This window comes from Janthinobacterium agaricidamnosum (assembly GCF_003667705.1).
In the GTDB taxonomy this organism is placed as follows: Bacteria; Pseudomonadota; Gammaproteobacteria; order Burkholderiales; family Burkholderiaceae_D; genus Janthinobacterium.
In genome coordinates, this window is sequence record NZ_CP033019.1 from 3,335,501 (window position 1) to 3,355,863 (window position 20,363).

The window sequence follows — 20,363 nt, forward strand, 5'->3', positions numbered from 1 at the left end:
AAGTAAATCAAAGCGAAAAACAATGACAACCAGCACAGAAACAGGCAGCACCAGCAAAGCAACCGCCGCAAGTACCGCACCGACTCCCGACACCGGCAGCAGCCGCGAACTGAAAAAAGGCAGCCTGGCCGCCTTCAAGGGCTTGATGCCCTTCCTGACGCCGTACCGCAAGCAGTTCTTCCTGGCCGGTATCGCGCTGGTGGTGGCCGCCGCCTCGACCCTGGCCATTCCAGCCGCCTTCAAGCAGATGATCGACCTCGGTTTCGGCGGCGCGGCCGGCTCGAAAAGCATCCAGCACGTCGACCTGGTGTTCCTCGCCCTGTTCGGCGTGGCGTCCATCCTGGCCTTGGCCACGGCGGCGCGCTTTTATACGGTGTCGTGGCTGGGCGAGCGCGTCACGGCCGACATCCGCAGCGCCGTGTACCGCCACGTCGTCACGCAAAGCCCGGAATTCTTTGAAACGACGCAGACGGGCGAAGTCCTGTCGCGCATCACCACCGACACGACATTGATACAAGCCGTGGTCGGCACCAGCATCTCGATGGCGCTGCGCAATGTGCTGCTGTTCCTGGGCGGTCTGGTGATGCTGTTCGTCACCAGCGCCAAGCTGGCGGGCATCATCATCGGCCTCTTGATCCTGGTCGTCGTGCCCATCATCGTGTTTGGCCGCCGTGTGCGCAAGCTGTCGCGCGTTTCGCAGGACCGCATCGCCGACGCGTCGGCCATGGCCGGCGAAATCCTCAACGCCATGCCCACTGTGCAGGCGTTTACGCACGAGAAAATCGAATCGAAACGCTTTGGCGACTCCGTCGAAGGCGCCTTCATGACGGCCATGCGCCGCATCCGCGCCCGCGCCCTCTTGACCATGATCGCGATTTTGCTGGTCTTCGGCACCATCGTGTTCGTCCTGTGGCTGGGCGCGCGCGCCGTGCTGGAAGGCGCGATGACGGGCGGCGACCTGGGCCAGTTCATCCTGTACGCTTCCATCGTGGCCGGCGCCATCGGCGCCCTGTCCGAAGTTATGGGCGAAGCGCAGCGCGCCGCCGGCGCCACCGAGCGCCTGCTGGAACTGATGGCCGTCAAATCGGAAATCGAATCGCCTGCCACGCCGCTGCCGCTGCCCGCGCGCGCCGCGAACGGCGCTTCGCTGTCGCTGGACGACGTCATGTTCTCGTATCCGTCGCGCCCCGATACGCACGCGCTGGACCACGTCAGCCTCGACATCCGCGCCGGCGAAACGGTGGCCGTCGTCGGCCCGTCGGGCGCCGGCAAGACCACGCTGTTCCAGCTGTTCCTGCGCTTCTATGACCCGCAAAGCGGCAGCATCCGCCTCGATGGCGTCGACATCAAGCAGCTCGACCTGCACACCCTGCGCGACGCCATCGGCATCGTGCCGCAGGATACCGTGATTTTCTCGGCCGACGCCATGGAAAACATCCGCTATGGCCGCGCCGGCGCCAGCGACGAGGATGTCATCGCCGCCGCGAAGATGGCGGCCGCCCACGAATTCATCGAGCGCCTGCCGAACGGCTACAAATCCTTCCTCGGCGAACGGGGCGTGCGCCTGTCCGGCGGCCAGCGCCAGCGCATCGCCATCGCCCGCGCCCTGCTGAAAAACCCGCCGCTGCTGCTGCTCGACGAAGCGACCAGCGCGCTCGACGCGGAATCGGAACGCCTGGTGCAAAAGGCGCTGGAAGCGGCCATGGTGGGCCGCACCACCGTCATCATCGCGCACCGCCTGGCCACCGTGCAGCGGGCCGACCGCATCATCGTCATGGAAGACGGCAGGATCGTCGAGACGGGCACGCATGCGTCGCTGGTGGCGCTTGGCGGCATCTACGCGAATCTTGCCGCACTGCAATTTCATCACGTACAGCTCAATCCAGCGGAATAATCATGAACGCACTTTTCCACGCCAACCTGGGCATCACCGATTTCTGGACCTTTTTACTGGGGACCATCTTCATCGTCATCCTGCCCGGTCCCAACTCCATGTACGTGCTGTCCGTGGCCGCCCAGCGCGGCGTGCGGCCCGCCTACCAGGGCGCCTTCGGCATCTTCGCCGGCGACCTGATTCTGATGGTGCTGTCGGCCTGCGGCGTCGCTTCGCTGCTGAAAGCCAGCCCGGCCCTGTTCTACGTCGTGAAATACATCGGCGCGGCTTACCTGGGCTGGATCGGCCTGCAGATGCTGATAGGCTGCTGGCGCAAGCTGCGCGCGCCCGCTCCCGCTGAAGGCGAAGCGGCAGCCGTGCCGCCCCCCGTCAAGGAAAGCGCCCCGTTCCGCAAGGCGCTGATCATCAGCCTGATGAACCCGAAAGCGATTTTGTTCTTCATCTCGTTTTTCATCCAGTTCGTCGACCCGGCCTTTGCAAAGCCCGTGCTGTCCTTCATCGGCCTGGGCCTGATCTGCCAGGTGATCAGCTTTACCTACCTGACGGCCATCATCTTTGTCGGCGCGCGGCTGGCCGAGACCTTCCGCCGCCGTCGCCGCCTGTCGGCCGGCATGGGCGGCGGCGTGGGCGCCATGTTCATCGGCTTTGGCGCAAAACTGGCCACGGCCACCCTGTAAGGAAAACACCGTGAACGAGCTTGAACTGCGCCAGCGCTGCCACACCATCCTGCCGGGCCACCGCCAGCCCACGCCAGCGGCCACCTTCGCCGCCATGGCCGCCTGGTGCGATGCCAACGATGTTGCGCACGATACCTATGGCGAGGGCGCGCTGATCGAACAGTTCGAGAACAAGATCGCCGGCCTGCTCGGTTTCGAGGCGGCCGTGTTCTGCATCACGGGCACCATGACGCAAGTCACGGCCCTGCGCCTGACCTGCCAGGACCGGGGCTCGCGCCTCGTCGCGCTGCACCCGACCTCGCACATCCTGCGCCACGAGCGGGGCAACCATGAATTGCTCGATCACTTCAAGGGCTTGATGCTGGGCGACCCGCACCGCCCGTGGACGGTGGACGACCTGCGCGCCGTGCCCGATGCGCTGGGCGCCGCGCAGGTCGAACTGCCGATGCGCGAAATCGGCGGCCAGTGTCCGTCGTGGGATGCCTTGAAAGACATCAAGCGGCACTGCCGCGAACGCAATATCCACCTGCACATGGATGGCGCGCGCCTGTGGGAAGCGCAAGCCGGTTTTGGCCAGTCCCTGCCCGCCATCTGCGACGGTTTTGATTCCGTCTACGTGTCGCTGTACAAGGGCATCGGCGGCCTCGGCGGCGCCATGCTGGCCGGCAGCCGCCCGTTTGTCGAGCGTGCGCGCGCGTGGTTCCACCGCCAGGGCGGCAACATCGTGCACCGCACGCCCTACGTGGTGGCCGCCGCCATGCAGTTCGACGCGCGCCTCGCCGCCATGCCCCGCTATTTTGCGCGCACGCAGTGGCTGTACGCGCTGCTGCGCGATTTTCCATCGATCGCCGTCAACCCCGCCCAGCCGCAAGCGAACATGCTGCATCTGCACCTGCCCGTGTCGCGCGAGCGGGCCATCGCCATCCGCAACCAGGTGGCCGAAGACCACGGCATCTGGCTGTTCGGCCGCGCCAGCCACGCGGCCCTGCCCGGGCACAGCGTGGTGGAGTGGTATGTGGGCGACAACTTGCTGGAACTGCCCGACGACACCGTACGGCTGGCCTTGACCCTGCTGGATCAGGCCATGCGTAACAAGGCACCATCGGCACCATCGGCGTAGGTCGGGGTAGGTCGGGTTAGCGCATAGCGCGTAACCCGACAACACCACAGCAACAGCCATCGCCAACAATACCGTCGGATTACGCGCGGCTTCGCCACGCTAATCCGACCTACACCCTACCGCGCCCAACAGCGCACCACCGCTGGGGTCTGCCCAAAAAAAAAAGCGCCCGAAGGCGCTTTTTTCCTTTCATGGCGGCCGGGTTGGCCGCCACTACCTGCTTAGAACTTGTAGTTATAAGCGAGACCGATCAACTGCATGCGGGTCTTGAACAGGCCCTTGGTGGTTTCACCGTTGCCGGTGCAGCCCGTCTTGACCGGCGAGCAGTCGTTTGTGTAGTTGACGTCAGCATCCTTGAAGTCGATATAGCTGTAAGCCAGGTCGATCGAGGAATTGGCGTTCAGCTTCCAGTTCGCGCCGATCGAATACTGCATGCGGTCGCTGTCCGGCAAGGCCGGGTGGCGCAATTCGGCGCTGCGGACCGGCGCCTGGTCGTGGGCGATACCGGCGCGCAGCATCAGGCTTTCGCTGTACTTGTAGTTGGTGCCCAGCGACACGCGGTAGGTGTCTTTCCAGTTCTGGCGAATGCGCTCGGCGCCTTCGGCCGTCGGCGGGAACTGGATGTCCAGGTTCTGCAGGCGCGAAGTGCGGGTCCAGGTGACGTCGCCCATCAAGGCCCACTTATCATCCATCTGATGGAAGGCGTTGACCGACAGGGTTTCCGGCGTGCGCAATTCCACCAGCGCTTCCGAATTGACCTTGTTCGATGCCTTGGCGATGAAGGCGTTCACGGCCGGATTGCTCGTCACTTGCGAGAAGTCCCAGATGGTGCTGCCCTTGAGCTTGTGCGAAATCGACGAGCGGTAGGCGATACCGAAACGCGTGCCTTCGTTCAGCTGGTACAGGTAGCCCAGGTTGAAGCCGAAGCCCCAGTCATGGCCATCCATCGAGGCATGGCCATCCTTGATCGGGCCCTGCAGCGCGGCGCCCGCAGCTTGCGCCGCAGCCAGACCCTGCGTCTTGGCGATATTGGCCAGGAAGGCCTGCGATGCGCTAGGGGCAAACTTGCCCAGGAAAGCAACCGAACCCGGCACGTCCACGCCCTGGCCCAGTTCCGCCTTCATGTATTCGGCCGTCACGCCGAAACCGAACGAGTGGTGCTGGTCCAGCTTGAACGACACGGAAGGATTCAGGGCGATGGCTTCGAGCTTGATATTGGTGATCGCGTAGCGGCCATACCAGTCGTTGCCGTAGTCAAGCTTGGCGCCATACGGCACGAACAGGCCAGCGCCGACGGTCCACTGCTCATTGATTTTCTTGCTGGCATACAGCGCTGGCGCGAACACGGCATCCGGCGCATAGTCCTTGGTTGCCGCGTAAGGCGTGCGGTTGCCCGGGAAGAAAGGCTTGGAGCCCGAATCCGTGTAGGTCGAATGCGGTACCACCAGGGTGCCGCCGCCCACGAATTGCGTGCCTTCCAGGCGCGCCATGCCGGCCGGGTTATAGAAAATGGTCGACGCGTCGGCCGCTTCGGCGCCGCTGGCATCGGCCGTGCCCTGGGCGGAAACGCTTTGCGAGCCGAAACGGTAGCCCGATGCCTGGGCGGTGGAAGCGAAGCCGGCGCATGCGACGGCGATGAGGAGGGGCAGATATTTATGTTTCAAGTTAGTCTCTCTTTATTATATGAAGTGTCTTCGTCACATTGTCCCGGGTAGCTCAACCTCACCCGTCCTGCACTGTTCTTGCCGCCGTGAACTCCAATTCACTGACGGCATGAGCGAAGCATATAATATTTTTTAGAAAAAAGCGAACGTTCGCTCTTTTTATGAAACAGCGTTGTTTTCCATGCCAATCACGACGCACTACAGCGCCGGCGCCGGTGCTGGAAGCGGTATCAGGAAGCGCTGATGCATCAGCGCCAGCATCTGTTCGGCCGGCACGGGACGCGAGATGAAATAGCCCTGCACTTCATTGCATTGCAGCGCGCGCAGGATGTCGAGCTGCTCGCGCGTCTCCACGCCTTCGGCCACCACGCTCATGCCCAGCGCATGCGCCATCGACAGGATGGCGCGCACGAAGACCTCGCCCTGCTCCGAGCGGCCCAGCTCCATGGTGAAGGCGCGGTCGATCTTCAAGCCATCCATGGCGAACTTCTGCAGCTGCGACAGCGAGGAATAGCCGGTACCGAAATCGTCGACCAGCAGGCGCACGCCCAGCGCGCGGATGGCCGACAGCTGCTCCACGGCGCGGTTCTGCTCATCCATCATGGCCGATTCCGTGATCTCCACCTCGATCAGGCGCGCGTCGATGCGGTGGCGCGTCAGCGCCGACGCCAGCACCTGGTGCACGTCGCCGCGGCCGAACTGGCGCGCCGACACGTTGATCGATACGGGCACCAGTTCCAGTCCGCTGGCTTGCCAGCGTGCCATCTGCAGGCACACCTTTTCGATGACCACTTCGCCCAGCTGCGAAATCAGGCCGCTGCTCTCGGCCACGGGGATGAATTCCAGCGGCGGCACCATGCCATGCTGCGGATGGTGCCAGCGCACCAGCGCCTCCATGCTGCACAGCTGCCCGCTCATGGCGTCGACGCGCGGCTGGTAGACGACGAGGAACTGGTCCTGCTCCAGCGCCGCCACCAGGCTTTGCTCCAGTTCGCGGCGGCTGCGGATGGTTTCGAACAATTCCGGCTGGAAAAAGCGGTGATGGCCCTTGCCCGCCACTTTCACGGCGTACATGGCGATGTCGGCGTTCTTCAGCAGCACTTCCGTCTCGGCGCCATCGCGCGGATACAGGCTGATGCCGATCGAGGCCCCCATCTTGTGGCGTTCGCTGCCCAGGTAAAACGGTTCGTCAAAGGCGATGGCGATGCGCTGCGCCACCTGCTCGGCGCGGCTGTCGTCCTCCACGGGGTCGAGCACGACAACGAATTCGTCGCCGCCCAGGCGCACGACGTGGTCGCCCGGCCGCAGCACGGCCTTCAGGCGCAGGGAGGCGGCGCGCAGCACTTTATCTCCCTCGGCGTGGCCCTGCGTATCGTTGATATCCTTGAAGCCGTCCAGGTCGATGAACAGCAGCGCCAGCATGCGCCGCGCGATGGCGGCGCGGCCCAGGGCGCCGGGCAGGAATTGCTGCAGCCAGTATCGGTTGGGCAAGCCCGTCAAGCCGTCCTCGTTGGCCAGGCGGCGCAAGTCGCGCTCGTGCTCCTTGGCCGTGCTGATGTCTTGCAGAGTGACGGCCAGGCGGTCGCCGCTGCGCACCAGGCGCCGGCGTATCCAGCGCAGCTTGAAGGGATTGCCTTCCGGCAGCTCGATCTCTTCCTCGGAGAAGCCGGACTCCATGGCGGCCCGGTAATTGTGGATCAGGTCGCGGAAATACGGCTCATGGGCGCGCGACTGCAGGCGCATGCCCAGCAATTGTTCGCGCCGCACGCCGAAGTAGCCGGCGCCCGGCTCGTTGCAGTCGACCATCTCGAAATCGAGGATGCTGCCATCGGCGCCGCGCAGGGCGGCGATGATATAAAAGCCGTCGCTCGTGCCTTCGGTGGCCATGCGGTAGGCATTGCGCACGCCTTCGGACTGGTGGTGGCGCCACGCCAGGCGCAGCGACAGCACCGTGGCGACGGCGGCAAAGGCCAGCAGCAGCACGGTGACGGCCAGCGCGATGCCGATATAGATGGTGCGCGTTTCCTCGTAGGGGTGCAGCATTTCGCCGTCCGACAGGCCGACCACGGCCGCAAACGGATAGGCTTTCAACGCCTGCCAGCCCACATAACGGCTTTGCTTGTCGGAAAAAGCGATCCGGCCGCCCGAATGCAGGGCGCCGCTCTCCGTTTCCAGGAAACTGGTGTCGAGGAATGGCGTACCCTGTGCGCTCTGGGCCGGCAACACGCGCGCACCGAGACGCGTGCTGAACAGCTCGCCCTCTTCCCCCACCATGGCGGACATACCGAACTTGCCGAAATTGACACTGTTGTAGAATTCGGAAAAATAGCTGGAGTGGATGGAGATCAGCAGCACGCCGTCGAAATTGCCATCCACGTCTTCCAGCCGGCGCGTGAAATGCACGAGGCTTTCGTCGGCGCCCGGGGGTGCCGCCGCTTCGCTGGCGGCATTGGCCTTTCCCAGCGCGATGCGCAGCGCGCTGGAATTGCTGCGCCAGTGGCGCAGCAGGAAATCGCTGCGCTCGTTGACGCGCAGGCGCTGCAGCGGCGCCGTGGCCGTCACGGGATGACCCTTGCGGTCGAGAATGGCGACGATGGCAAATTGCGGCAAGGCATACATGCCCTGCGTCTTCAATTGGTCGAGACGCAACTGGCCGCGCGAATTTTCCCATTCATACTTGAGCTGCAAGGTCAGCTGGTCCATCTGCTCCAGGGTGCGCAGCAGATACTGGCTGTAGGCTTTCGACAACGAGGAAACGCTGTCGAGCGCCTGCTGCTGCGCCACCTTTTTTTCCGCCTCCAGCTGCAGCAAGGTGGCCGTCCACAGCACCGCGCACAGGACCAGCCCCAGCAAGGGCCAAGCCAGGATCAGGCGCAGATTGGCCTTGAAAAAATCGGCCCTGCTCATCTCCACTACGGCGCCGTTATTATTATTTACAAATTGTCGCAAGAACATGGTGCAGCGTCTGCCGTTTCTGTGTATTTCTTCAAGGACACACAAATTACCACAGAGTCATGTTTACAGGTAAGCCGGCCGCGTAATTATGTATGCGGCCCGCAGACCGCCTGTCGCGCCTGCGTTACAATCACCATCCTTACCGTTGGAGAAATACATGCAGCAATATCAAGATTTGATCAAGACCGTGCTCGAAACGGGCAGCTGGCAAGACAACCGCACGGGCATCCGCACCCTGAGCGTGCCGGGCGCCATGATGCGTTTCGACTTGGCCAACGGCAACTTCCCTGCCGTCACGACCAAGAAACTGGCTTTCAAATCCGTGATCGGCGAATTGTGCGCCTTCCTGCGCGCCTCGCGCAACGCGGCCGAGTTCCGCGCGCTGGGCTGCAAGGTGTGGGACCAGAACGCCAATGAAAATGCGCAATGGCTGGCCAACCCCTACCGCGAAGGCGAGGATGACCTCGGTCCCGTGTATGGCGTGCAATGGCGTCAATGGCCTGCGTACAAGCTGCTCGACGCCGACCAGCCCGCGCAAATCGCCGACGCGCAAGCGAACGGTTTTACCCTGGTTGCCCCCATCGTCGAGGACGGCGTGCAAAAAGTGCTGCTGTACAAGGCCGTCGACCAGTTGCGCGAATGCCTGGACACCATCATGCACAATCCCGGCAGCCGCCGCATCCTGTTCCACGGCTGGAACCCGGCCGTGCTTGATGCCGTCGCCCTGCCCGCCTGCCACTTGCTGTACCAGTTCATCCCGAACGCCAGCACGCGCGAAATTTCGCTGTGTTTATATGTGCGCAGCAACGATATCGGCCTGGGCACGCCGTTCAACATCGCCGAAGGCGCGGCCCTGCTGCACCTGGTGGCGCGCCTGACGGGCTACACGCCGCGCTGGTTCACCTACTTCATCGGCGACGCGCACATCTATGAAAACCACCTCGACATGGTGGAAGAACAATTGAAGCGCACGCCGTTCCCGGCGCCCAAGTTTGTCATTTCCGACCGCGTGCCCGATTACGCGAAGACGGGCAAATACGAACCGGAATGGCTGGAAAAGATCGAACCGTCGGATTTCTCGCTGGAAGGTTATGAACACCATGCGCCGATCAAGGCGGCGATGGCCGTCTGATGGCGGTCGCACCGCTGGCAGCCCTGCACCGCAAGCTGTTTGACGAAACGGACGGCGTTAAGTTTTCCAAGCTGAAAGACCGGTTGCTGAAAAAGCATGCGGCCGACGAGCGGCAAGCCGTGCTCGCTATCCTGACCGCCTACGCCAGGGAAGGCCAGTTGCTGCACTGGCGCGCCTTCCTGATGACGGATATCGTCGCCCTGGCCGAACCGGGAGAATACGGCGATTTTTTCAGCTGGAGCCTTGATATGGACGGCCTCGCCTACTGGGGCGTGGATGGCATGCTCAAAAGCATGGGCAAGGAGGCGTATGCTCCGCTCGTGGCCTTGGCCACTGCGGAAAATGCCAAGCTGAGCGTGCGCGCCAAGGCCGTGAAAAGCTTGGCCGTCTTCAGCCGCCAGCCTTTCGATGCCGGTTTGCCGTACGATCCCGGCCATTGGAAGGAAGAGCAGCTGCGACTGGAGGCTGTACAGGCCTGGCAGCGCGATGGCTACCCGGATGGCGCAGGCCATGCGGCGCCCGCCACTCACGCGGCGCTCGAGGATCCGCGCACGCCGCTGGAAAAGGCTGCCGCCAGGCTGGAGAAAAAACTGGCGGCCCGGCGCAAAAAGGAGCAGGACCTTGCGCAGCCATCGAACTGGCTGACCATCGCCAGCGCCGCCGACATGGCCGGCATCGCGCAGCGCTGGGCCTTGCCGGAGCAGTACCGGCGCTTCCTGGCTTGCCATTCGCCGCTGCGGGTGTTGATCGACAGCCCACAGTATTTCCAGGGCTTGAGCCTGTACGGCGCGGCCGGGCTGGTCAAGGCCCAGTCCGGTTACGCCTGGGATGCCGTCAGCGGCGCCGCCATCGCCGGCTGGCCGGAACAGTACCTGGTGATCGCCGACGCGGGCGCCGATCCGTATTGCCTGGACCTGGGCGCCATTGCCGGCGGCGATGCGCCTGTGTACACAGCCGAACACGGCATGGGCACATGGCGCTTCGAGCGCCATGCGGACAGTTTCATCGACTTCCTGAACGAGATCGCGGCGGCGGCCTAGCCTGCTTCGCCTCCCGGTCCGCCCGGGCCGGGACCGCCTGGGCCGCCCGGCCCCCGTCCGCCCGGCGGACCGAAGCGAGGTTCCCGTTCGCCCTCTTTCGCCGCCGACGTGGCGCCGCCCAGGCGGTACGACAGCCCCACGTAAATCATGCGTCCATCGAAGCGCCGCGTGCTCGTCTCGCGCAAGGAAGCGCTGTTGATGACGGTTTCCATCTTGTTGCTGCTGAACACATCGGTCACATTCATGACCAGGCTCAATTGCGGCGTCACAGTGTGGCGCCAGCTCACGTTCAAGGTGTTGTTCGGCGAGCGGTAGCCCTGTCCCGACAGCATCTTGCCCTGCATTTGCAGGGCCAGCTGCAGCTGGTTGGCCGGGTTGATCTGGTAATTGAGGCGCGCGCGGCCGCTCAGGGCATTCGCCGTGCGCGTGCTGCGGTTGCCCAGGTCGTCGGAACTCGTCTGCTGGCTGCGCGCCAGGTTGCCGCTCGTGTTCAGGGTCAACGATGGCGTGAGCTTGCCGCTGACGCTGAACTCCAGGCCGCTCGAATGGCTGCCCTCGCCGTTTTCCCGCGTTGTCAGCAGCACATTGTCACTGATGAAATAGCGGTAATCGACGATGGCATCCGTGTCGCGCCGGTGGTAGGCACGCAAGCTGCTTTCCAGACCAAACAATTTGGTTTCATAGCCGATCTCGAACGAATCCGTCTGTGTGGGTTTCAGCTTCGGGTTGCCGGCCGACACATTGAACTCGTCGCGGTAGATCACGTACGGATTCAGGTCGCCCGCGCTCGGGCGGCGCAGGCGGTGCGCATAGCTGAAGCGCAAATTGCTCTCGTCGCTGACCTTATACGTGGCAAACAGGCTGGGAATGTAGTTGACGTAATTGTTGCCGGCCTCGACGCCGCTGGTGATCTGGCGCACGTTCAAGTCCGTGTATTCGGCGCGCAAGCCGGCCAGCGCACCCCAGCGCTCGCTCAGGCGCATCTGGTAGGAACCGTACAGCGCGATGGTGCGTTCGTCGAGCTCGAAACGGTTGCTGCGCATGGGGTTGACGGTGGCAAGCAGGCTGATCGGATGGATGTCCGTGTACAGGGTGTCGAAGCTGCTCTTGTTGTCGGCCACCTTGTAGCCGAGCTTGGCCGTGCCGCCCGCCAGCGGACGCTCGTAGTCGCCGCTGAAGTCGACGATGCGGTTGCCCGTCTCGCTGTGCTGGCGCGCGCGGCTGTCGAAGGTGTTGACGGGCGCGACCGCATAGGTATTGGCGTAATCGCTGTCGCTCTCGTTGGTCGACGACGACACGCGCAGGTCGATCTTGAGGGTTTCGCCCGGCAACTCGCCCTTGTGGTCGTAGCGCGCGCCCCAGCTGTAGTTGCGGCTGTCGCCGTTGCGCACGGTGCTGCGCACATAGTCGCCGATGGTGCTGCCCGTGCTGTCGCCATTGAGGTAGCGGTCGAGCGAACGCTGGTCGTTGCTGCGCCCGTTATACGACACGCTGGCGGCCAGGGTATCGTTGGCGTTCAGGTTGTAATTGACGGTGCCATGCAAGCCCAGCGAGTCGTTCAAGCCATTGCTGGTGGACTGCTGGCTGCTGGGGGCGAACGCGCCCGTGTCACGCTCCAGGCGCTCACGGCTGACCTCGGCCACGGAATTGCGGCCGTCATGGCGCACATTGATGCCGCCCTGGTAGCCCCACGGCCCTTCGTTATAGGTGCCTGAGACGGAGCTGTTGTAGCGCCCGGCGATGCCGGCATTCGCGTTCACGGTGGCAAAGCCGCCCGGCTTGCGGTTGCGCCGCATCACCAGGTTCAGGATCGGGCCGCCACCGGCCTCATTGCCGAACTGGGCGCCGGGATTGTTGATCACTTCCACCGATTCGATATCGTCGGCGGCCATGGCGTTCAGGGTGGCGCCGCGCGAATCGCCCTGCAGCATGGCCGACGGCTTGCCATCAATCAATATCTGCACATTGCTGCTGCCGCGCAGGGAGACGGACCCATCGGGATCGACGGCCACCGACGGCACATTGTTCAAGGCATCGGCCGCCGTGCCATTGGTGCTGCCGACGTCGGACTTGACGTCGTAGACTTGCCGGTCGATGCGGCCCGTGGGACGTTCGGCCGTCACGCTGACGGAAGGCGGAGACCCGGCGGCCGGCGCCGGCTTGACGGCATTGTCGCCGGTGACGGTTTGCGCCTGAACAGCGGCGCCGGAGACGAGCAGGCTGCCGCCCGCCAGGCAATGGAAAAGAAGTTTATGCATTTGGCTAAAAGATAATCGAGACGCTACGGATGAGGCACTACGCCGCAGCGTGAGAGCACATGTGTGGGCACAGTTCAAGCATGCCACGATTACAAGGAGCAAAGCAAATGCGAACCATTGTTATTTACTTCAATTTACAAATCTCTTGCACTTGTGGCTGTACAGCCTCATCCGATGACCTTTGCGCTATCTTTACGTTACCTCAGCAAGCCATTGCCGCGCGCCAGTTTCAGCCAGCCCGGATATTCCGTCATCAATAAATCATACAGTTCTGCGTCGCTGTGCTCGTCGGGCGAGCTGACGGAAAAGTAATTGGCGTTGTCGACCAGGCGGCCCTGCAGTTCGTCGAGCTTTTCCAGAAACGGGAAGTCGGAATCGGCAAAGGCGGCGAGAAACTTGCTTTTCGACTTGCGCCCCTTGCCGATGCCCATGAATTGCCAGAAGATGGGCTCGTTACTGGCCCAGCGCAATTGCTTTTCCGTCGTCGCCTGGTCGCTGGTGCCGCCATCGGTCACGAACATGACGTACACGGGCAGCTCGGCCGCGACGGGCCGCGTGCGCTCGCCGCCACGGGCATCAGGAAAATAAAACGCGCGGATCGCCTGCATGGCGGCGCCGTAGCGCGTGTCGCCCTCGAGCGGATGGCGCTGTATGGCCTGGCCCACATAGGTATTGCAGTTGCTCAAGGCCATCGGTGCCGGATGGTGGACGTTCTTGCCGAACAGGAAAACGTCGATCTCGCCATCGTCGTCGAACTTGCAGCCCAGCGCCAGGATGCGCTCGGCAAAGCGCTGCACCAGCCCCTCTTTGTACAGCCGTCCCATGGAGCCGGAAATATCGAGGCACAGACACACCTTGGCCCGGTGCTCCGACAGGCCCACTTTTTGCAGGGACACGCCCGCCTGCTTGACCAGGCTCACCAGTTGCGGTGCCTCGCGTTCGACGCGCTTTTCCAGATTGATCTTTGCCTGCATGACGGCCGAAGCCTGCGCAGGCGCGGCAGGGGTGGCAGGAGTGGCCTGGTCGACTTCGCCGCCGAAGTGGCGCACCAGCGCATCGAGGCCCCCATTGAAGCCCTGGCCCACGGCCATGCAGCGCCAGCCGCCATCCTTGCGGTAAATTTCTGCCAGCATGACGGCTTTTTCTTGCGCAAAATCACTGCCCGCGAACGCGAAGCGGGCCAGCTCGCGCCCGCCCGCCTGCAAACGCACGTGGCCCGATTGCAGTTGCGACATCACGCCGCCGCCATCAATGGAAGCCGTCACGACGAGGCGGTTGATTCCGGCCGGCAAGCGCGCCAGCTGCAAGGCAAACTCGGCCATGTCGCCGCCGCTGCCGGCGCGCGCTTCCACGCCGCCGCACGGCGTGCGCGGCTGGTTGAAAAAAGTCATGTAGCGCTCGTCGGACAGCTTGCCGGCCGCATCGAGGCCGAAACAGGCCACGTCCAGCGCCAGGCCCTGGGCGGCAACGCCGACCTGCAAGACGCCATCGGGAACGAGATTGGCCAGCGGCAAGCGCTGACCCTTGGACAAGGTTTCCATCAGTGTCTCCTAGGCAATGTAGCGGCGTGGATTGTCCGCATTGCAATCATCTTCATCTTCCTTGTCCTCGCCCTTGAAGACGACGGGACCGTTGAAGGCCAGTTGCAGGTTCTCGCCCTGCCAGCTCAGCCACGGCGTCGCTTCGCTGCCGGGCTCCGACGTCTTGCCGGACGGCTCGAGGATGATGCTGTCGGGCGTGACGCGCGCCATGCCGATCACATAGGTGTAGACGGAATCGTCGTCGGCCGCCTTGGACAGGCGGAAATCAAAGTCGCACTCGACGATCTGCTGGCCATACTGCATGACCATCTTCGGCCGCATGGAGGCGACCGACACGGCGCCGTTGGCCACCGCCGAGTACACGCTGAAGACGAGGCCCACCGTGCCGCCGTAATGCTGCGCCAGCGCAGGATTGACTTCCACCGTTTCCGTGGCCGGTTCCTTGCCCGCCGCACCGGCCACGTCGCCCAGGTGGCGCACGAAAGGCATGCGGTCGAAGTTCCCGGCCGTGTCCGGCGCCTGGATGAAGCGCATCTGGCCGTTCGGCAAGAGGATGCCGACCCGCAAATCGAGGTCGTCGTTATCGTCGTCGCCATCGCCGTTGTCGACCCAGGTGGCCTTGACGGTCAGTTTGTTCGGCGCGCCCGCGCCCTTTTCCAGCGATACCTTGTGCGTCTGCCCCGCCTTGGTCAGCGAAATTTTCGACAAGGAAATCTTGGGTGCCGGCGCCGGTTCCGCCGCCGCCTGGGCCACTTCGCCGCCGAAATGCGCGACCAGTGCGTCCAGGCCGCCATTGAAACCCTGGCCCACGGCCATGAAGCGCCAGCCCCCGTCCTTGCGGTAGAACTCGCCCAGCATGACGGCTTTTTCTTGCGAAAAATCAGACCCGGCAAAGGCGAAGCGGGCCAGTTCGCGCCCGCCGTCGAGCAGGCGCAGGTAGCCGCTGCCGAGCTGCGCCATGGTGGCCGCCCCATCGATGGCGGCCGTGACGACGAGGCGCTCGATGGAAGCAGGCAAACGGTCCAGCTGATAGCTGAAGCCTGCCGCATCGCCGGACGGCGCCGATGTTTCCACGCCGCCGCACGGCGTGCGCGGCTGGTTAAAGAAAGTCATGTAGCGGTCGTCGGACAGTTTACCGGCGGCATCGAGGCCGAAACAGGCAAAATCCAGCGGCACGCCGGCACTGGCGAGCCCCAGTTCCACGACATTGCCCGTGACGAGGCCGGACAGCGCCAGGCGCTGCCCCTTGATCAGGTTTTCCATGGGATTATGTATTCAGGTGTGGGAGTTTCGGACAACGGCCCAGGGCAAGGCGCGTCGTCCGAAGACAGTACGAATAGTACGGCGAGGCGGCGCAACGCCGCCATGGGCCGCTTTTTTACATTGCAACGCCTGACAAAACCGTAGCGAGCGGCAACGAGTTGTGGCCGAGACGCGGAGCTGTGCTTTAGCACAGTGAGCATCGGAGGCCGCAAATCGCGACGCGCAGTAGGTTTTGACAGGTGTTATTAGGCGTTGATGCCGAAAGAACGTGCCAAGGGGCCCAGGCCGCCTTTGAAACCCTGGCCGATGGCCTTGAATTTCCATTCGCTGCCGGCGCGGTAGATTTCGCCGAAGATCATGGCCGCTTCCGTCGAGCCGTCTTCCGACAGGTCGTAGCGGGCGATTTCCGTGCCGTTGTCGCCGTTCAGGCAACGGATGTAAGCCTTGCCGACCATGCCGAAGTTCTGCTTGCGGTTTTCCGCATCGTGGATGGTGACGGCCACGGCGATCTTGTCGATGTCGGCCGGCACGTTGGCCAGGTCGACGGCGATTTTCTCGTCGTCGCCGTCACCGCCGCCCGTGGTGTTGTCGCCCGCGTGGACGATGGAGCCGTCAGCCGACTTCAGATTGTTATAAAAAATGAAATCAGCGTCGGAACGGGCCTTGCCATCCGTTTTCAGCAGGAAGGCGCTGCCGTCCAGGTCGAAAGCGGCGCCATCGGTGGCGCGCGGGTCCCAGCCCAGGCCAATCACGATTTTCTTCAAGCCAGGAGCTTCCTTGCTCAAGTTGACATTGCCGCCTTTTTGCAAACTGATCGCCATGGTGTTTCCTCTTTAATGTGTGGGTTGCATTCGGTGTTTCAGGTCACGTCGCCGGTACCCCGGCTTGATGAGCCATGAGCCTACCATAAAGTTCCTGCTTGTCAGCGGCGCACTATTGAAAATAATGCCATGCGGAAAATGCCGTACGGCTGTCCTAATACGCAAAATGACGGATAATGCCGCTCGACAAAAATTTTCACCCTCATGAGCGACTTGAACCCGGGTTTGTCCTTGAACAATACCAAGATACGGCTCGACTGCATCCCCGGCACCCTGTGCGACGAGCGCCTGTGGTCGCGCCTGGCCCCTGCCCTGGGCGGCGCCTTTGATCTACGGCATGTGCCGCTGCACCAGGCGCGCACGCGCCCGGAGATGCAGACACTGATTGCCAACCATAGCGCGCCACGGGCCCACCTGGTGGGCTTTTCGCTGGGCGCCTACCTGGCGCTCGAACACGCGCTGACGCACCCGCAACGCGTGCAATCCTTGACTTTGATCGCCAATTCCGCCAAAGGTTTGCTGCCGGCGGAAATCGAAGCGCGCCAGCGCATCGTCGCCATGCTCGAGCGCAATGCCTATGCGGGCATCACGCGCCAGCGCCTGCGTGAACTGCTGCACCCGTCGCACCTGGACGATGCCGCCATCACGGGCCTGATCCGGCAAATGGGCCTGGACCTGGGCAAGGACGTGCTGCTGGCGCAATTCATCACCACGATAGACCGCCCCGACCTGATGGCACGCCTGCCGGAACTCGATTTTCCCGTGCTGATCGTGGGCGCCGAAGACGACAAGCTCGTCCATCCCGACGATTTGCGCGCCATGGCGGCCCGCCTGCCGCATGCCACCTTGCACTTACTAAAAGACAACACCGGCCACATGATTCCGCTGGAAGCACCAAGCGAGCTGGCGCAAGCCATGCGTGCGCATCTGGAGGCTGCCGGCAATTTCAACGATAATGACGGGCATCGGGCCATGCCCCCACCACTTTGACAGAAGCAATGAGCCATTTGACCATCATCGTCGCCACCGACCAGCAAGGCGGCATCGGCATCAACAACACCTTGCCGTGGAAACTGCCGGAAGACCTGGCGCATTTCAAGCGCCTGACGACGGGCCACCCCATCCTCATGGGCCGCAAGACCTTCGATTCCATCGGCCGGCCGCTGCCGAACCGCCGCAACATCGTCATCACGCGCAATGCCGACTGGCGCCATGAGGGCGTGGAAGCGGTGCCGTCGGTGGAAGCGGCCATCGCCCTGCTCGATGGCGCCGAAGGCTACGTCATCGGCGGCGCCGAGATTTACCGGCAGTCGCTGGCCCTGGCCCAGCGCTTGATCATCACGGAAATCGGCCAGACCTTTGATTGCGACGCGTTTTTCCCTGCCGTTGACCATGCCGTGTGGCAAGAAACCGCGCGCGAGGCCCATGTTTCGGAGAAATCCGGCCTGCCTTACGCCTTTGTCACGCTGGAACGCAAAGCCTGATAAGGTGATGTCGATCGCCAGCATGTTGCTGTAATACCCCTGTCACACCCATGCGTCACGCTAGCGTACGCTTGTGACGCTTTGATGCGATATTTTTTTCCCGCAGACGCCGCATTTCTGCGAGAATCCCGTTCTTATTTTTTTTCTGCGGCTGCCGGGTTGTACGACCGCCTGACCGTCGCGCCCTAGTCCGCCCCTTCACATCTGTCAGGGGCGGCTTGCTTTTTTGGAGACATGCATGAAATTTCGTTTCCCCATCGTCATCATTGACGAGGATTTCCGTTCTGAAAATACGTCCGGCCTGGGTATTCGCGCCCTTGCCGCCGCAATGGAAAAAGAAGGCATGGAAGTGCTGGGCGTGACCAGCTACGGCGATTTGTCGCAATTTGCCCAGCAACAATCGCGCGCGTCAGCCTTCGTGCTGTCGATCGACGATGAAGAATTCGGCGGCGGTTCCATCGAGGAAACGGACCACGCGCTCAAGTCCCTGCGCGCCTTCGTCGAGGAAATCCGCTACAAGAACGCCGACATCCCGATCTATCTGTACGGCGAGACGCGCACTTCGCGCCACATCCCCAACGATATCCTGCGCGAACTGCATGGTTTCATCCACATGTTCGAAGATACGCCGGAATTCGTCGCGCGCCACATCATCCGCGAAGCGAAATCCTACCTGGACGGCCTGTCGCCGCCGTTCTTCCGCGCGCTGGTGCACTACGCCAACGACGGCTCCTACTCGTGGCACTGCCCCGGCCACTCGGGCGGCGTAGCCTTCCTGAAGTCGCCGATCGGCCAGATGTTCCACCAGTTCTTCGGTGAAAACATGCTGCGCGCCGACGTCTGCAACGCCGTCGAGGAACTGGGCCAACTGCTCGACCATACGGGCCCGGTCGCCGCGTCCGAGCGCAATGCGGCGCGCATCTTCAATGCCGATCATTGCTATTTCGTCACCAACGGTACCTCGACCTCGAACAAGATGGTGTGGCACTCGACCGTGGCGCCGGGCGACATCGTCGTCGTTGACCGCAATTGCCACAAGTCGATCTTGCATTCGATCATCATGTGCGGCGCCATTCCCGTGTTCCTGATGCCGACGCGCAATCATCTGGGCATCATCGGCCCTATCCCGCTGCATGAATTCACGCCGGAAAGCATTGCCCGCAAGATCGAGGCGAACCCGTTCGCGCGCGAAGCGAAGAACAAGAAGCCGCGCATTCTCACTATCACGCAATCGACCTACGATGGCGTGATCTACAATGTGGAAACCCTGCGCGAAATGCTGGACGGCAAGATCGACACCCTGCACTTCGATGAAGCATGGCTGCCGCACGCCACCTTCCACGATTTCTACAAGAATATGCACGCCATCGGCAAGGACCGTCCGCGCGCCAAGGAATCGATGATCTTCTCGACCCAGTCCACGCACAAATTGCTGGCCGGCCTGTCGCAGGCCTCGCAAATCCTCGTGCGCGAATCGGACACGGTCAAGCTGGACCAGGATGCCTTCAATGAGGCTTACCTGATGCACACCTCCACCTCGCCGCAGTATTCCATCATCGCCTCGTGCGACGTGGCAGCGGCCATGATGGAAGCGCCGGGCGGTACGGCCCTGGTGGAAGAATCGATCATGGAAGCGCTCGATTTCCGCCGCGCCATGAAGAAGATCGACCAGGAATGGGGCCAGAACTGGTGGTTCCAGGTGTGGGGTCCGTCCACCTTTAACGACGAAGGCATGGGCCAGCAGGAAGACTGGATGATACGCGCCGAGGACGACTGGCACGGCTTCGGCGACCTCGCTCCCGGCTTCAACATGCTCGACCCGATCAAGGCGACCATCGTCAACCCGGGCCTGTCGCTGGACGGCCAGTTCGGCGACACGGGCATTCCCGCGTCCATCGTCACCAAGTACCTGGCCGAGCACGGCGTCATCATTGAAAAATGCGGCCTGTACTCGTTCTTCATCATGTTTACCATCGGCATCACCAAGGGCCGCTGGAATACCCTGCTGACGGCCTTGCAGCAATTCAAGGACGACTACGACAAGAACCAGCCGATGTGGCGCATCCTGCCGGAATTCGCGGCGGCCAACCCGCGCTATGAAAAAATGGGCTTGCGCGACCTGTGCCAGCAAATCCACGATTTCTACAAGGCGTACGACGTGGCGCGCTTGACGACGGAAATGTATCTGTCGGACATGATCCCCGCCATGAAGCCCTCGGACGCGTTCGCCAAGATGGCGCACCGCGAAATCGAGCGCGTGGCCATCGACGAACTGGAAGGCCGCATCACGTCCATCCTGCTGACGCCGTATCCACCAGGCATCCCGCTCTTGATCCCGGGCGAGCGCTTCAACAAGACCATCGTCGACTACCTGCGCTTCGCGCGCGACTTCAACGAGCGCTTCCCGGGCTTCGAGACGGATGTGCATGGTCTGGTGAAACGCGAAGTCGATGGCAAGCGTGGTTACTTCGTCGACTGCGTCCGTCAGTAACGATTCATCCAATCTGCTGCGCG

At 62.8% G+C, this 20,363-nt stretch carries 14 protein-coding genes; 8 read left to right on the forward strand and 6 right to left on the reverse strand.

The genetic code is table 11. The features are described 5' to 3' along the window. Positions 1-22: 22 nt before the first annotated feature. The 3 genes from D9M09_RS15130 to D9M09_RS15140 are packed head-to-tail and all read left to right on the forward strand — an operon-like array spanning position 23 to position 3,691. A complete protein-coding gene (locus D9M09_RS15130) occupies positions 23-1,894 on the forward strand; it encodes an ABC transporter transmembrane domain-containing protein (RefSeq protein WP_121669771.1) in 1,872 nt (623 codons plus the stop codon). 2 nt (positions 1,895-1,896) lie between these two features. Then, positions 1,897-2,571: a leucine efflux protein LeuE gene (gene leuE, locus D9M09_RS15135; protein ID WP_121669772.1), complete on the forward strand. Its 675-nt coding sequence runs from the start codon at positions 1,897-1,899 to the stop codon at positions 2,569-2,571. Between the two features lie 10 nt (positions 2,572-2,581). Then, positions 2,582-3,691, forward strand: coding sequence for a threonine aldolase family protein (locus D9M09_RS15140; RefSeq protein ID WP_121669773.1), 1,110 nt, complete (start codon positions 2,582-2,584; stop codon positions 3,689-3,691). Positions 3,692-3,912: 221 nt separating this feature from the next. Here D9M09_RS15140 and D9M09_RS15145 read toward each other — a convergent pair whose 3' ends face one another. Together D9M09_RS15145 and D9M09_RS15150 are read right to left on the reverse strand one after the other, a co-directional pair. Beyond that, positions 3,913-5,355 (reverse strand): OmpP1/FadL family transporter, encoded by a 1,443-nt coding sequence (locus D9M09_RS15145; protein ID WP_070224443.1) that lies wholly within the window; start codon positions 5,353-5,355, stop codon positions 3,913-3,915. A 198-nt stretch (positions 5,356-5,553) separates the two neighbouring features. Beyond that, entirely contained in the window at positions 5,554-8,262 is a 2,709-nt protein-coding gene (locus D9M09_RS15150) for a bifunctional diguanylate cyclase/phosphodiesterase (RefSeq protein WP_070224482.1), read from the reverse strand. A gap of 205 nt (positions 8,263-8,467) precedes the next feature. Here D9M09_RS15150 and D9M09_RS15155 point away from each other — a divergent pair, with 205 nt between their 5' ends. Both D9M09_RS15155 and D9M09_RS15160 read left to right on the forward strand, forming a co-directional pair. After that, on the forward strand, positions 8,468-9,442 hold the full coding sequence (locus D9M09_RS15155) for a thymidylate synthase (RefSeq protein ID WP_070224444.1): 975 nt from the start codon (positions 8,468-8,470) through the stop codon (positions 9,440-9,442). Further along, the gene (locus D9M09_RS15160) at positions 9,442-10,482 is read left to right on the forward strand and encodes an SMI1/KNR4 family protein (protein WP_121669774.1); all 1,041 of its coding nucleotides are present in this window, start codon (positions 9,442-9,444) and stop codon (positions 10,480-10,482) included. Before D9M09_RS15155 ends, D9M09_RS15160 begins: the two co-directional genes overlap by 1 nt. On the opposite strand, the gene D9M09_RS15165 is transcribed toward D9M09_RS15160, so the two are convergent. From D9M09_RS15165 to D9M09_RS15180, 4 genes are all read right to left on the reverse strand, one after another. Beyond that, positions 10,479-12,740, reverse strand: coding sequence for an outer membrane beta-barrel family protein (locus tag D9M09_RS15165; protein WP_121669775.1), 2,262 nt, complete (start codon positions 12,738-12,740; stop codon positions 10,479-10,481). The two genes, D9M09_RS15160 and D9M09_RS15165, sit on opposite strands and share 4 nt — an antisense overlap. 197 nt (positions 12,741-12,937) lie before the next feature. After that, positions 12,938-14,281 (reverse strand): VWA domain-containing protein, encoded by a 1,344-nt coding sequence (locus D9M09_RS15170; RefSeq protein WP_070313239.1) that lies wholly within the window; start codon positions 14,279-14,281, stop codon positions 12,938-12,940. Between the two features lie 9 nt (positions 14,282-14,290). Further along, a complete protein-coding gene (locus D9M09_RS15175) occupies positions 14,291-15,544 on the reverse strand; it encodes a TerD family protein (RefSeq protein WP_121669776.1) in 1,254 nt (417 codons plus the stop codon). A 245-nt stretch (positions 15,545-15,789) separates the two neighbouring features. Further along, entirely contained in the window at positions 15,790-16,365 is a 576-nt protein-coding gene (locus D9M09_RS15180) for a TerD family protein (RefSeq protein WP_070291613.1), read from the reverse strand. A gap of 204 nt (positions 16,366-16,569) precedes the next feature. On the opposite strand from D9M09_RS15180, the gene D9M09_RS15185 reads away from it, so the two are divergent. The 3 genes from D9M09_RS15185 (at position 16,570) to D9M09_RS15195 (ending at position 20,340) form a co-directional block, all read left to right on the forward strand. After that, a complete protein-coding gene (locus D9M09_RS15185) occupies positions 16,570-17,355 on the forward strand; it encodes an alpha/beta fold hydrolase (protein WP_121669777.1) in 786 nt (261 codons plus the stop codon). 8 nt (positions 17,356-17,363) lie between these two features. Further along, positions 17,364-17,849, forward strand: coding sequence for a dihydrofolate reductase (locus tag D9M09_RS15190; RefSeq protein WP_121669778.1), 486 nt, complete (start codon positions 17,364-17,366; stop codon positions 17,847-17,849). Between the two features lie 238 nt (positions 17,850-18,087). After that, the gene (locus tag D9M09_RS15195; protein ID WP_121669779.1) at positions 18,088-20,340 is read left to right on the forward strand and encodes an arginine/lysine/ornithine decarboxylase; all 2,253 of its coding nucleotides are present in this window, start codon (positions 18,088-18,090) and stop codon (positions 20,338-20,340) included. Positions 20,341-20,363 lie beyond the last annotated feature (23 nt).

Bases quoted from the DNA above. Each gene is read 5' to 3' on its own strand.
- D9M09_RS15130 (WP_121669771.1), top strand. From the start codon at position 23: ATGACAACCAGCACAGAAACAGGCAGCACCAGCAAAGCAACCGCCGCA.
- leuE (WP_121669772.1), top strand. From the start codon at position 1,897: ATGAACGCACTTTTCCACGCCAACCTGGGCATCACCGATTTCTGGACC.
- D9M09_RS15150 (WP_070224482.1), bottom strand. From the start codon at position 8,262: ATGAGCAGGGCCGATTTTTTCAAGGCCAATCTGCGCCTGATCCTGGCT.
- D9M09_RS15155 (WP_070224444.1), top strand. From the start codon at position 8,468: ATGCAGCAATATCAAGATTTGATCAAGACCGTGCTCGAAACGGGCAGC.
- D9M09_RS15160 (WP_121669774.1), top strand. From the start codon at position 9,442: ATGGCGGTCGCACCGCTGGCAGCCCTGCACCGCAAGCTGTTTGACGAA.
- D9M09_RS15165 (WP_121669775.1), bottom strand. From the start codon at position 12,740: ATGCATAAACTTCTTTTCCATTGCCTGGCGGGCGGCAGCCTGCTCGTC.
- D9M09_RS15170 (WP_070313239.1), bottom strand. From the start codon at position 14,281: ATGGAAACCTTGTCCAAGGGTCAGCGCTTGCCGCTGGCCAATCTCGTT.
- D9M09_RS15175 (WP_121669776.1), bottom strand. From the start codon at position 15,544: ATGGAAAACCTGATCAAGGGGCAGCGCCTGGCGCTGTCCGGCCTCGTC.
- D9M09_RS15180 (WP_070291613.1), bottom strand. From the start codon at position 16,365: ATGGCGATCAGTTTGCAAAAAGGCGGCAATGTCAACTTGAGCAAGGAA.
- D9M09_RS15185 (WP_121669777.1), top strand. From the start codon at position 16,570: ATGAGCGACTTGAACCCGGGTTTGTCCTTGAACAATACCAAGATACGG.
- D9M09_RS15190 (WP_121669778.1), top strand. From the start codon at position 17,364: ATGAGCCATTTGACCATCATCGTCGCCACCGACCAGCAAGGCGGCATC.
- D9M09_RS15195 (WP_121669779.1), top strand. From the start codon at position 18,088: ATGAAATTTCGTTTCCCCATCGTCATCATTGACGAGGATTTCCGTTCT.